The organism is Yoonia sp. JB2-21 (assembly GCF_055693545.1).
The window spans coordinates 1,244,132-1,257,462 of the sequence record NZ_JBVFUC010000001.1 but is presented as its reverse complement, the minus strand read 5'-3'; the positions used below and the strand labels follow the sequence as shown (position 1 = coordinate 1,257,462).

Sequence of the window (13,331 nt, the reverse complement as noted above, 5' to 3'; positions counted from 1 at the left end):
GCTGAAGGGGTGTTATGTTAACCGCCCTCAGGTTGAGTGATGGACGTTGTCGGTGCCAGCAACAATGACCATTCAAGACGCGTCGTCGTCAGAATATGAGGCTAACATATCGGCTATCCCGCTTGATTTCATGCGGCGCGCTTCTGCGACCTTAATGACAGCTGCATCAATGGCTTCGGCAGATCCGGTTGCATAAGCCTCATTCAACATTTTGAACTGCGCCGCCACATCGTTGGCCAACTGCACTGCGCCAATTTCAGGCCCCGATTTACCTTCAAGCGCAGGATCACACCGTTTGGAGATATTCCGCTGCGCTAAAAGGACGTTCACGATGATGTCCTCGACCACACTGAGCCGCAACCCCAGCCCAAGTGTCAACTCTCTCACAAGTTCCTCGATCCGCCCATTCTTTGGCCCATTCAGCATCCAATCATCGATTGCATGACGATCTGGGTGATGAGGCAGTTCATTCTTGTCGTTTTCAACGTCGTTCATCATGTTCAGACCTCTTCCAATGGTGGGATAATACTCGCCCTTCGCAAACGCCCTTCAAGCCCCTTGCGTTCATAATACAAACTTATCCCGTCAGGCGTTTCGATCGGGCAGATACCTTTGGCTTCCAGATGTGAACTAAACGGACCCGATGCCCTACGATAGCGTTTTGAAAGTTGACCCAATGTCTCAAACTTCGCCTCAAATGCAGTCAAGCTCTCACTGCAAACTGCATCCAAGAACTGCCGAGAGCGCGGATTTCGCAAGCGTCGCTCAATCAACACGCCGTCAGCAATCAAGAAATTTATTGTCGGGTAGTTCACCCGAAGGCGTCTGGATGCATCCCCTTTTGTGACCCCTGGCATCTCAAATTGCGGCAGGGCCGCACGTAGCTCGGACAGATTGACGCGGAATGCCGCTAGTCCAGACATCTCTGCATTTCGACATAGTTGCGTCAGCTTTCCACCAAGTATCAGCTTAACAATATCTGTAAGCGGACATCTCACACGCTGTGTCGCGTCGATAATGGACACCATATCTGTTCCATCAGGCTGCGTTTCCGTGACCCAAGCGCTCAGTTTTGCTAACAGCTGTTCCAGTTCGTCACGGTCAAACTTAGGAATTTGATCGAGAGCATCCACAGTGGTCGTGACAATGCCATGATCCCGCAATTGGTTGAGAAGTTCCAAGCTTACGCCCATCACCGATTGAGCCTCAATCGCGTTCAGCCGGGACGCGAACCGGCACCTCAGATCATCGATGGCCTCCGACTTCAGCCCCTCACGAAGTCGTACTGAATTGTCCGCCACATCCGTGTGTGCCAGGCCTTCGGCCAGCAATATCCTGTTCATCCTGTGGCGTTGAATGCCCAATGATTGCCATGCACCGGAAATGGTGAACACAGCTCGCGATGGGCAGGCTTTACCAAGGACGGTGTCGCCTTCCCGAAAAGGATATGTGCGAAAAATGAAATCCCGCACCTTGTCGCGTAACATTTCAAAGTCTTCACCCATTGACGATGTCCGCAACCATTCAAAGAACGCTCCAAAGTCCGACTGATGCCGCACCGTGCGTAGCGCAATTGGACTTACCATCGCCTCTAAAGCTGCATACAGCCCATCTTCCCCGCTCCGCAAAGCCTCGAAACCGGTTTGACCAGCCAAGCGGAGGCCATCATCTGTCGCTTCAGATATTCTGCGTTTAGGGCCGTTCTGGATCACAAATCCCAGAACCTCACACAGCCGGGCTGAGACATGCATCGGTATACTATCAAGGAACGGGTTGGATGCTGCGCCGTCAAGCCGATCTGAAATATACTGCTCAAACTCTGTAGGTTTATGACTTGCGCCATTGTCCGCTTGAGAATTGATAAACGCCCAGTTTTTGAGGACCTGTCCGACAAAGTCATAGTTGTGGAGCGTGTGCAGTTCAGGCGGAACGACAACAAGCGCCACATTGTGCACCGGACATGTCCGGATCGACCAGAAATGCCATACGACCCGACGGAAAACACCATATCTGCCGCCATTTTGATGATCTTCTATCAGACATCGCGGACAAACACGCAGGCGCGAACGAACCAAAGACGTCTTAGTCGCCCTTTGGCCGCAAACCTCGAACCGATTTTTGTCAACTGTACGCACGGCCCAGCGTTTCATATCCCTCGGGCATGCACCGCCAATCGTTGCGATTTTCTCAAGGAGGTCATCGTCACCACGAACAAAGTCCTGCCAGCGAAAACCAAGGTCCAAACAAAGAACGCGAGGCTCGTGCAGCCCGCAATATCTCGTCAAACGCGAGACGTAGGACGTTGCCGTTTCAAAGCGCTTAAGTGGGAAAATGAGACGGAAATTTTCTGCCATTTATTTCCCTCCAAATTTGGAGAAGTGATCCCAGACCACTTTGCGCGCATCGATGCTCAAATAGTCCGCAGCGACAAAGATGTTGAGAGCTGGCACACAGCCAGCCGTCCGTCGAAAGGCTTCAGAGAAGTGACCTAAGTTCAATTCGGCGGCCCCCTCCAGTAGTGCATCTTCGAGAGCAAAGCCAAGCATGGCTATCGTGTTCCCAAACTCATTCGCACCAGCATGGATGAGCCTAGGCACCAAATCATCGAAATCCAAATCTTCGCTGAGTGAAATTTGGGCTTTTGCGGCATATGCAGAAATTATCGCCTGAACTTCCTTAGCGTGCGAAACCCGGCTGATAGCCGGTAATTTCACAAGATCTACACGACGCCCAAGTTGCGGGTCAGAATTTAGCATCTCGAGCAATTTCGGTGTGCCCGAAAGGATCAGCCCAACAGGCCAAGTATCATTGTTCAACAGAGTTTTCAGTCTGTCTACGACACCTGCACGAACATTTTCATTCGGACTCGCAATCAAATGCTGCGCTTCGTCCAAATGGATATAGAATGTTCTCCGATTTCTGAGCTGAACGTGAACTTGTCGCCAAATCTCAGATGCGTTGTCACTTTTGCGCTTAGACTCGTAACCCAATTTCTCCCGCAGAAGGATCGCCAAGTTCTTCATCGTTTCAGATGCGGGAACGATAATGCGCATATAGTCGATAAGCTCATCCCCATCCTTAGGATCCGTCAGGTCTTGATTTTGCTCGAGAGCGCGTTTGACTAACCTGGTCTTCCCGCTCCCAGCCGCACCTATCACGGCGATTGCTCTCGCCTCTTCAGTGAGCTCCAAAGATTGAGCTGCAAGCCGTCTCTGGAACTGACGATCAAACTGATCAGAGAAGCTGTGGTACGGCTCGTTGCGAACGAAATCGTGGCGCAGCAGAGCAAGACGACGATGGATGTCCTTGCGATCATTCATCGTCAAAGCTCCAATTCAGAGGCACGTCTTCGTTGTCAGCATCGCTATCGGTGGTGAGTTCGATTGCGACAGTTGCGCTGCCGCCCCCATTGTCAATTTTGGGCACCGGAACCACGTGGCCAAACAAATCGTCATCAGGAGGTAAGTCGAGGTTTCCAGGATCTTCAGGATCAATTGACAACCCAAGAAAAAGATCCTCCTCACCACGTGCCAGGCCCGCAGGAGTGACATTACGCAACAGCGTGGCGAACGTCCTTTGTTCTGCAGCATTGACTGCGGCAATTTTGGCAAGTGCCTCGGCTACAATTTTTTCCTGCAACATGGCTTCGTCGCGGTACTTAAGTCTCAACTCCTTAGCAGCGGCTTGCCATTCATCGTAGGAGACCCCTTCAAAGCATGTCTGAAGTGCCATCGCGTGAAACCATTCATCACCAATGCGCACCATTACCCAGCCCAAGTCAGTGAGATCGACCCTTAGATCTGCGTTTGATGGTTGTGCAGGTGGAACTGACGAAGCGCTTTGCAGGTGTAATCTATACCGAAGACACGCACGCCTCGACCTGTCACTTTTCGCTTAAGTTGTTTACCAAATGCACGACGACGGGTCCGTTCTGGAACATCCGCAACGACGCCCTTCTCCTTTGCCAGACGCTTCCAGCAGTTGTTTGGCGTTTCGCCGCCGAGACCGGGGTGCGCTCGATTGTGATACACATCCACGACATACAAGATGAGCATTTGCATCAAAGCGTCATCGGTGATCGACGCCATTTCTTGTGATGGATAGTCACCACGGTCCTTTGGGTTTGAAAACGTTCGGCCTGCAAGACCGGGCATCAGATTGGTACCAAATGTGCCAAATATCCTTTCCACACGCGCCCGCAATTGCGGCAATCCGCCTGTCGGTGTCTCAGGCGAACCGAGCGCATCAAAAATGGCAGTCCGAAAGTTGTCATCAACAAATGCTGCCCCCAGATCGGTTGCGACCGTTTTCAAGCCACCAAAATGAGCCCAGGCTGAGTTGCAACCAGCTGCTATCGCAAGATCGGTCTTGTCGCGCGTAATGTTAGCCAACAGAGCAATTGCATCTTGCGCGTTCGGCGTAATGGCCAATCGCATACCGACGACGCAGCGGGTTGCACAGTCGATGGCGAGATAGAGCCAGCGACGACCTCGCGGAAGTTCTGCAAGCTGTTCTGCGGACAAGTGATCAAGTGCGCCGCGTTCCGCCAATATTGAAATCAAATCAACGCGCCATTCGTCGATCTCGATCCACTCCATCGGATAGCTCGCGTCGATCCCTTCCTCATAAAGCATAAATTTACGGTTTGCGGCGTCCACTCCATGCCGTTGCGCATATGTTGAATAAGGATCAAGCTTCGCAATGTCTCGCTCGACTTTTCGTTTGGATGGCACGCGGAGTGGCGGCAAACCCTTCTCTACTCTATCCGCATTTTCAGCTTCGAACCGCGTCTTGGTGTCATCCGCCACTTGTCGTTTGGACCTTCGGTCGCGTGTCAAATACCAACCGATACAGCTTCCCAAAAGGCGCAGTTCTTCAAGGCTGAAACGATCTTTCCAGTTGCCCGAGCGAAATGTTCTAGGAACAAGTCCTAGTGGCGAATTTCCTGCGCATTCGTAACGGCGCACCCACTCCAAGAGCGTTCTCGCGCACGGCGGCGCTCGAAATTCCTTTTTCCGTCCAGCGCGTTTGGGAACCCAGCCATCCTGCGCCGCCCCGGCTTGCTTGTTCACGCATCTTTCGATTTCCTCCATCATAACTTGGATTGAAAACTCGGTTCGCTTCAACCGTCCCGCTTTTTCAAATTGGAGTGCAATTTCGACGTATGCATAGCGCCACACTACCTCAGACTTGACATCGTCAGGGAGCATACCAACTGCTGCGATAACACCAGTTGCCCGTAATTCGTGGCGCTCAAATATGAAATAATCTGGCTCAAGAGAGTTCTCCGGCTGAGCTAGCAATTCGCGCAACTTTTCGAACGAAAAGTAAATCTGTGCGCCCGGTCGGTCTGTTCTTTCGAACGAGCACCCAGATTCCGTTGCAACGGCATTTCGATAGGTATGTGGACTGATTGTCAGTCTCGCGAACGGAGATATTTGCATGAGATTTGTCATTGAACAGCTCCGCGATGAACGGGGGTGTCCATATCAATTGGCATCGTTCTATCGCTCGACAACAGGCCTTCGTAGATCGCGATGAAGACTGTCCTGAAACTCTGGTCTCCTGCATCTAGAGATTTAGCCAACGCTCCCACAGATGTTGGGAATGACATTGATCGAACGGCGTCTCTGAGACTTTCAAACGCCACCTCATTCCTAGACCTTGAGAATTCATGGTATCTCTCCGCGTTCAACGCTTCAGCCTTAGTGAAATCCTGATCTGTTATCAGAACCAGATCATCGGCGAAGTCTTTAGTCATAGCTTTACGAATGCACTGAAGGTCTCGAACAAAGCCAATGCGTGAAGCCCGTTTTGCTGGCTTCACCGCGATCGCGACGCGTCGGCCTGATGAGAGCCGGATCAAGAAGTCGATGAAATGGGTGCGTCGACGACCTTCTTCGTCCCAGTAAGTTATAGCAGGAGGTTGTTCCCACAGATCGATAAGATCACCGCGAGCCAGCAGCAGGAACAACACGCGCTGCTCGAGCTTGCTCTCAAAGCAAACGATCCTTGGACGTACCCATCCTGGGAGTTGGACAACGATGCCGCCCCGCGAGCTGTACTTTGATCGTTTGGCAATCCGTCGCGTCGCACGGCTTGGTAGCGGTGCAACGTCAGCACCGCAGTCAAAAATATCATCTTTCATTGTTTCTTTGGGGAAGTCACAGCGTTTGGCAGCAGGCCCGCCCCACCTTCTAATTTGTCCATTGAGTTAGACAAAGCGTCGTTGATTTCGTGGCCCGTTCAGGCACGAAACAGTTGACTTTGCCGATGTGTCGGTGGAAGAAGGTAGCGTCGGTTCGATAACGACACTTAGTATACAGGCCTCGATGAGTTACAGCTCTCGGGGCCTTACTTCTTCATACTAATTTCTCTTAAATCATGCCGTTGCTCCTTTTGCCCGATAGCGCTTGGGCCAAAGCTCCTGTGGGCTCTTGCCTAACTCAGATGCGATGGCCTCTTGAATACGATGCGACCTGCCGTGCCCCATCGAAACCACCGACACTGTGCTCTGCGCCAGACCCAGAGAGCGGCTCACCTTGGCAAGTGAACTACCCACCAACCGCAGCTCGAATTTGATTCTCTCATGTTTCCGAAGATCGGTGGGTGTTGGCCGGTGCATCAGTATCAACCTTGCTTGTCACTAGATTTACTTTTATTCGCACGCGGCTGCCGTTGAGTCAAATTTTACGTTATTTATCATGATCTTACCCTACAAGAGATAGCTGTGGCACTCGTTATAAGATGTTCACATTTTTGGTTGCAAACAGTGCGGTTCTTGGCCCATTTTGCAGGAGATGAAGGAAAACAGCTTTGAGACTGAGCACGTGCAAATTCGAAGGTCAGCGATTCATAAGCATCCTTGATGACCAAAATCACTTGCACTTCCACGCATTTGAGGCCGTCCGGAAATCGTACGCATTGTGCAGCGATCACCAGTCTTTAGCCCGAAGTCATGGCGTAACGCCCCATCTCGTCAGGAAGATTATGGAATTAGCAGGGATCGATTACCTGAGAGCCCTGTTCGTCCGGTACGAGCAGCGCGAACGAATATCTGACATTGCCGCCAGCATTCGAATGCACCCTTCCAACCTTTCAAAAAAACTTAGAGAAGCTGGGTACAAACTATGCCGTGGAAAGCGCTGGCCAAAACCTACACAGAGCCAGATCTCTAGAGCCGTGCTTGAACGAAAAACAATCAACGCGGTCGCGCGCAAACTGCAAGTTCGTTGGGAGACAGCGAAAAAGTCATTGGTGGAAAATGGGTTTCTGAGTGAAACGAATGCAGAAAAAGGCGCACCATATTCGATTTCCACAGCACCCTTTGACACGTCATAGAAGTGATTTCGGCCTCAGGTTTTGGGACTTGGGACTTGGGACTTGGGACACCGCTATCCACTTCTCGCTGCGACAGCAACTGACGGCTCCGAGCCCAGACAGATTGATGCGGGCTTGAAGGCCACAAAAGGTGAGCCTACTCCCATGCCCGATAACACGGTTTGGAGCTAAACGTGCTGGAATCTCCGGAAGACGCCTTCAACTTGCTCGAACGATTAGGTGCATCGAGGCGATTGATAAAACACCTCGAATTGGTTGGGGAAGTCGGGGGTGAAGTCATTTCAAAGCTCGATGACCTTGGGGTTCAGTACGATAAACTCTTCGTTCAAGTCGGCATTGCGGTACATGATGCGGGCAAAATCGTTCACCCCACCGAGCTTGAAAAAGGCGGCAACCTGCATGAAGCCGCAGGTGAAAAGTTGCTTATAGAACATGGCGTTGACGCCAAGATCGCTCGGTGCTGTCGGAGCCACGGACAATACGCCAGCATGAGTGCTTCGTTCGAAGAGCTTATAATCGCGCTTGCTGATACATTGTGGAAAGGTTCGCGGGCAGCCGATCTGGAACTACAAGTTATCGATGGCGTTGCGGCCCGGCTGCAGGCTGATCGATGGGACTTGTTTCAGACTCTCGATATCTTCTTCGAGGAAATCGCCGCTGATGGAGATGAACGACTATCTCGAAGCATTTGAGTTACATTCGGCCCTTTGCGGTCATTCGCTCCACTCTAGCCATGCTGCAGTCGCAGCCCGCAAAGCGGACAGTGACAAAAGGTTGGCCGTATTTCGTCGCAACAGGCAAAAAATCTGCCATATTGATCTGGCTTAAAGCAGGCAAGAACGGCGCAAAGGACCGTTTGTTGCTACGATGTATGTCCATCCTTGCGGGCGGTCTTCTCGGTCCAAAAGGTCGCTGGTCAAATTCTTTGGCCGACCACACATTCTTCGGTCGGCTGTGCAATTGCATTGCTATCCTCAGATCGTTAAGCAAAAATGGGAAAAATGAAGAGTGATCAATGATGAAGACTGACGACTTTCAGGATGTTCTGGATTTAGCCCTGGAAAAGATTAAAGCCGAAACTGGGACAACCGTTACTGTGCGTGAACGGCTAACCATGGGCAAATCTGGTGCGCTTGTCGCAATCGTAGATTGTTCTGGCGATATTGACGGCATTCATATCCTAAAAATCGACAACCTCGCCGTTGATTGGGATAGCGAAGAAACTCTTCACAAGAAAGCACTAGACCAGGGGGCATTTGGCGGCAACTTACCGGCCATAGTTTTGTGTCTTAGCTTCGAGACCCAGTATTGCATGCTGATAAAAATTGCAGGGCAGTCTCGGATTGCTTGGAGACCACTCGTCGCTGATCATTCCCTTTTTCGATCTGCGTATAGAAAATTTTGTCAGATCGCCTGGACACCAAATCTCTACAGCTTGGGAGAACAACAACCTGCAAACGAAGTTATTCAAAGCCTCTTGACGTACAAACTTCAACCAAACGAAGGTGGTCGTATTGACGACCACATCTCGGAATTTATCGGTCCCGAAATGGTCGATGCACCAATATTCTCTTATCGAGACGAACTTCTACCAAACCCCCTATTTTTTGCACGATCCGCTAACTGCAAGCCTCAAATTCGACCAATTACAGGACCAATTCACGGCGATTGCCATAGTCAGAACCTGTTCATTAAAGCTGATCAGAATGCCGACGTAAGCGAGGTCAACTTGATTGATTTTGCAACATACAAGCCAAACAGCCCTTTCTTCTATGATCATGCTTATCTTGAGTTGGCGACTCTTCTTCGATCATTAAGTGGCTTAGGTGCTCGTCGGTGGTTCACTTTGGTAAAGGGATTAGCGACAGAGGATGTTTCAACATCAGTCGAACCGAGTGAGCGCGGTTGGCTTGAAGATATCTTAGAGGCACGCCCGAAAGCCATGGAGTTAGCTGTACAAAAGTATGGTGACCGCAGGGACGACCTGCAGCTGCAAATGCAGTTAGCGCAAGTAGCCGCAGGCTTGGGCTTTTTGCATAAAGTTCCTCGCGAAGGCAGCGGTTCTGGTGGTCTTTCAGCCGCCCAGTTTGCGCAATCTTACATATGGTCTGCTGTTTATCTTAAGCACGCGTTTGCACTACTTGGTCTGGATATTTCTCAGGTATATCCAGATTGTCCAGCCGTGCCATGGCCATCCACCACGAACTCAGAAGCTGATGTGGTGAACGAAGCCCAAGGTATTAGACTAAAGTTTGACGCCGCTAGTTTTAATGTTCTCGTTATAGGCGAGAACTTAGACGAACTGCCCAATGATGTAGCAGAAACAAAATGGAACCTTATAGTCGATTTTAGAACATCCGCGCCGTCAAACTATGAACAAGAAGCAAGCTCCGTCGTTTTTAGGCAGTCTTGGCCAGGAGAACCCATACCAGACCTGAAGCTGCTCGAACGCGGTGCGATATGGTATTTCGCAAATGGCCGTCGTGATATCTCAGATTATCCGCCTAGTTCAACGGTTCAGGACTGGAGGCGCACGCACAAAGGTATTTTGGAAGGTCTTCTTCAAAAAATAGCCGATCAGCTTTGCCCGCATGATGTCCGCTGTTTAGTTCTCGCGGACGGTATCCCTGAATCCATTTTCAGAATTACTGTTGAGATGATGGATACAAATTTCCATCAGCATATGGCCCCTCTGGTCATTGTTGATGACCTTCGTGCATTACCGGAAATTGAAGGCGTTAAAGCAAACCAACTAAAGACCAGCACGGTACTGTCCAGTTTGAAAGATGAACGAGCTGCAACACCCATTGATACGACTCAGGGGTTGATACCCTGCCGGGGGTCAAATGGTGTGAAGCTAGAGCCAATACCCGAAGGCCTTCTATTACGTGCCTGTAGAGACCTAACTATTGTGTATCGTGCACGCGCGCAAAGTTTTCCAAACGATCGAGCTTTTGGCGTCGATTTTCGCCGTGGTTTGCCGATTGAGTGGGCTGAGCTGGCCCAAGAACTTGATGTTCCGCGTAGTGTAGCGCTAAGTTATTTTTCTCGAAAAATTGAAGAGGCCATAGAAGCCTCAAGCAACCGAACAATCAACTTGCTTCACGAACCAAGTGCGGGTGGAACAACTTTAGCAAAACGAATTGCTTGGAATTCTATGGAGTCTTACCCCACGGTTATTGTCGACCAACTAAGCCGCGATACTGCTTCATACCTTCGCGATATTTTTCAGTTTTCCTCACTTCCACTGCTAGTTGTCATGGAGGCGACAATAGTAACGGAAAGCGAGCGAGAAGGGCTACTACAACAACTTCGAGAAGATAATACACGCGCCGTATTCCTGTGGGTGGGCCGTACTACCAAGATGGAGCCGAACGATAAAGTATTGTCTGCAACGCTAGATGACCTTGAAACTGCATTATTTCGTGATGCTTACCTAGAGCAAGTACGAAGCGAAGAAAAACGAGAACAGATTCGTAGGCTTGCGAACTCTAAGAACTCTACTGACCAGAGAAGCCCATTCTTCTTCGGACTAACCGCATTTGGAGAAAATTTTTCTGGTGTAGAGAACCTAGTGGCAGAAATTGCAACGAGGCCCAAAAACCAAACGGATAGAGAACTTCTGGCAACCCTTTGCCTTGTTTCTTTGTATTATTCGTCCGGTTTCCCTGAGCAGGAATTCTTCGAGATTTACGATAAAGTTGAAGGTGATGGCCTCTATCTGGAAGAGCCATCGGTATTTTTTCTTCGCACGGGAACGTTCATTCGCGTTTCGCACCATCTTTTAGCAATGCTTGTATTAGCCAAACTTGCTAGGAGCGAACAAGGATGGCGTGCCGACATCTCATTATTCTCAAAGACACTGCTCTCCCAGATACAGAAGCTTGATAATCGTGAGACAGATCGGATTAAAGACTTAATCGAAGCATTGTTCATTACGCGTGACATCGACAGTACAATAAGTGCTGATGTCGACTTATCAGTGGGGGGCATACCGAGCCAAGGCCGCTTTTCCCTACTGATTAACGACTTGGCCAACGCAGACCTTTCACGGAGTATTTTTAAGCACATTGTGCGATTGTGGCCTAGGGAGCCGCATTACTCTGCCCATTTAGCACGTCATTTGATGTACGAAGAACCAAAAGATGTTGATGATGCTATTCGGTTAGCAACATTTGCTGAACAAATGCCCGAGGGACAGGATGACGCCGCATTGGTTCACATATCCGGCATGTCCCACCGGGTTCGTATGGAGCAGGTATTAAGGCAGGCCAGTATCGATGGCTCTCCATTAGCTAGTGTAGAGGCGACAGTTTTAAGCGATTATCGAACAGCGATAGATAAATTTGAACGTTCGACCGTCCTCAAACGGACAAGCGAGCATGGATTGGTAGGGACGATTCAGACATCAGCAATCCTTTTACGGATGTCCCAGGCCCTTTCGAATTCAACCAACTTGGCTCAGTTTCTGCAACCTCGATCAAGATCTGCATACATGAACGCTCTCTCTACTGCTGAGGACAGCATAGACATGTTGCGAAATCGCCCAAATATTTCGGTAAGGGCAGGCAAAACGATTGCTGAGTGGAACTTGGTCTATGGGAAAACTGAAAGAGTGGTTGCAGATCTCAAAGCGTTGGCCGCACGCTATGAGGATGTCGGTGTTCGACGTGCACTTTCAGCAGCGATTTTTGCACGTTCAAATCGCAACTGGAACTCAATGACTCAAGGGGATCTACGCACTATCGCCTTGATGATGGAAAAAAACACGGAGCAACAAGGTGTCCGAGATGCCGATATTAGGCGTTGGTTTGCAGCCTACCGTCATTTGACTGAATTTGACGTTACAATCGCTATTCAGCGACTTTTGGATTGGCATGGGTTAAACCCAGGTTCTGTCGAACCTCCCTATTATCTCTTTGCCCTAAATTTTCTCCGCTGGCACTCATCATACGGAGCAAGAGAGGCATTAGCTGCTGAAACTGTTCGATGGATTCATGTCGCGCAGGCAAACCGGCCATTTGGGAGCCGCTCATGGTCATATGACTGGTTGGTCAAGGCCGGAGATGGTGTGCGACTGGCTCATTTTAGGAATGATTTAGATTTTGACCCACCGTCGACGATCAAGAAAGCCCGCCCTGAGGAAGTTAAAAAGCTGGCACAAAAGTTAGCCAGAGTTAAGGGTACTATGACAGGATACCGGGGTCCCCAGTTTGCGATGATTGACTTTGGTTCGGGCCTATTCGCAAAGATTACGCCATTGGATAAGTTCACACGAGATGATGAAGGACGACAAATTTCAGTGTTTCTGTCATTCACGTACGACGGACTAATTGGCTGGGATCCAGAACCGGCATAAATAAGCGAAACGGCAGATACGATGGTCTAGCACAAAGCCGCCTTTAACTAGACCTATCATTGCCGCGTCACCGCTTACCTCAGTACGGAGCTATTTTTGTTCAATCGACACCATCTCCGAACAAGTCTGGCAAATTTCGTTTAGCTTCTGATCTGTTCCCCTGAAATGTCCGGCGTTTCGGGGGGCAGGTCAGTCAGGCTGCATGGACCCTCAAAAATTCAATTTCGGGTTTGTACTTGGTGACACAAGTGCTGTCTTTACGGGTGCATCCAAGGCAAAATCGCTAACGCAGCAAACGTCGATATGCTTGCGGCAACGTCCGCTTTGTCAAAATGATCAATGGCCTCTCGCACCCGCAGCGAAAGTCAGGTTCCCGCCGTCGAGGCAGGCCTCTGTCCTGCCACACTTAAGATTTTCTGGTTCCTGGGGGTTCGCGCAAGCGCGATACGCCGCTGCGTCACATCAGGGTGAAGGCGCAGCCTTCCCCTCGGGCAACCCCATTAGATAGGGCCGTGTCCTCGCCTTCGGCTGCGGGCCGCTCCACCCCTATCGAATAGCATTGCCTCGCCCCCATCCGCGTTCGCCACGTGGCAAGGTTTCAGAGCAAGCCGCTTTCAGCGGTTGTTCAGAA

General features: G+C 50.3%; 9 protein-coding genes and 1 pseudogene. 2 read left to right on the top strand and 8 right to left on the bottom strand.

Translation table 11 applies throughout. The features are described from left to right. Positions 1-72: 72 nt before the first annotated feature. The 8 genes and pseudogenes from ACZ1G5_RS06315 to ACZ1G5_RS06280 all read right to left on the bottom strand — a co-directional run bounded on the left by ACZ1G5_RS06315 (position 73) and on the right by ACZ1G5_RS06280 (position 6,625). On the bottom strand, positions 73-498 hold the full coding sequence (locus ACZ1G5_RS06315; protein WP_472732037.1) for a hypothetical protein: 426 nt from the start codon (positions 496-498) through the stop codon (positions 73-75). A 2-nt stretch (positions 499-500) separates the two neighbouring features. Then, a complete protein-coding gene (locus tag ACZ1G5_RS06310) occupies positions 501-1,946 on the bottom strand; it encodes a hypothetical protein (RefSeq protein WP_472734380.1) in 1,446 nt (481 codons plus the stop codon). A gap of 3 nt (positions 1,947-1,949) precedes the next feature. Beyond that, positions 1,950-2,354 (bottom strand): annotated as a pseudogene (locus tag ACZ1G5_RS06305) (TniQ family protein); the annotation flags it as partial. Next, a complete protein-coding gene (locus tag ACZ1G5_RS06300) occupies positions 2,355-3,320 on the bottom strand; it encodes an ATP-binding protein (protein WP_472732036.1) in 966 nt (321 codons plus the stop codon). After that, complete coding sequence (locus tag ACZ1G5_RS06295; protein WP_472732035.1) at positions 3,313-3,765, bottom strand: hypothetical protein; 453 nt, start codon at positions 3,763-3,765, stop codon at positions 3,313-3,315. The genes ACZ1G5_RS06300 and ACZ1G5_RS06295 overlap by 8 nt, the downstream gene beginning before the upstream one ends. Positions 3,766-3,794: 29 nt before the next feature. Beyond that, positions 3,795-5,072: a transposase family protein gene (locus ACZ1G5_RS06290; protein WP_472732034.1), complete on the bottom strand. Its 1,278-nt coding sequence runs from the start codon at positions 5,070-5,072 to the stop codon at positions 3,795-3,797. Between the two features lie 380 nt (positions 5,073-5,452). Beyond that, positions 5,453-6,148: a PDDEXK family nuclease gene (locus tag ACZ1G5_RS06285; RefSeq protein ID WP_472732033.1), complete on the bottom strand. Its 696-nt coding sequence runs from the start codon at positions 6,146-6,148 to the stop codon at positions 5,453-5,455. Between the two features lie 234 nt (positions 6,149-6,382). Continuing rightward, a complete protein-coding gene (locus ACZ1G5_RS06280; RefSeq protein WP_472732032.1) occupies positions 6,383-6,625 on the bottom strand; it encodes a helix-turn-helix domain-containing protein in 243 nt (80 codons plus the stop codon). Positions 6,626-7,514: 889 nt separating this feature from the next. Here ACZ1G5_RS06280 and ACZ1G5_RS06275 point away from each other — a divergent pair. Together ACZ1G5_RS06275 and ACZ1G5_RS06270 are read left to right on the top strand one after the other, a co-directional pair. Beyond that, positions 7,515-8,033, top strand: a complete 519-nt coding sequence (locus tag ACZ1G5_RS06275) for a hypothetical protein (protein WP_472732031.1) — start codon at positions 7,515-7,517, stop codon at positions 8,031-8,033. A 323-nt stretch (positions 8,034-8,356) separates the two neighbouring features. Further along, positions 8,357-12,700, top strand: coding sequence for a hypothetical protein (locus ACZ1G5_RS06270; RefSeq protein ID WP_472732030.1), 4,344 nt, complete (start codon positions 8,357-8,359; stop codon positions 12,698-12,700). Positions 12,701-13,331 lie beyond the last annotated feature (631 nt).

Bases quoted from the DNA above. Each gene is read 5' to 3' on its own strand.
- ACZ1G5_RS06315 (WP_472732037.1), bottom strand. From the start codon at position 498: ATGATGAACGACGTTGAAAACGACAAGAATGAACTGCCTCATCACCCA.
- ACZ1G5_RS06300 (WP_472732036.1), bottom strand. From the start codon at position 3,320: ATGAATGATCGCAAGGACATCCATCGTCGTCTTGCTCTGCTGCGCCAC.
- ACZ1G5_RS06295 (WP_472732035.1), bottom strand. From the start codon at position 3,765: ATGGTGCGCATTGGTGATGAATGGTTTCACGCGATGGCACTTCAGACA.
- ACZ1G5_RS06285 (WP_472732033.1), bottom strand. From the start codon at position 6,148: ATGAAAGATGATATTTTTGACTGCGGTGCTGACGTTGCACCGCTACCA.
- ACZ1G5_RS06280 (WP_472732032.1), bottom strand. From the start codon at position 6,625: ATGCACCGGCCAACACCCACCGATCTTCGGAAACATGAGAGAATCAAA.
- ACZ1G5_RS06270 (WP_472732030.1), top strand. From the start codon at position 8,357: ATGATGAAGACTGACGACTTTCAGGATGTTCTGGATTTAGCCCTGGAA.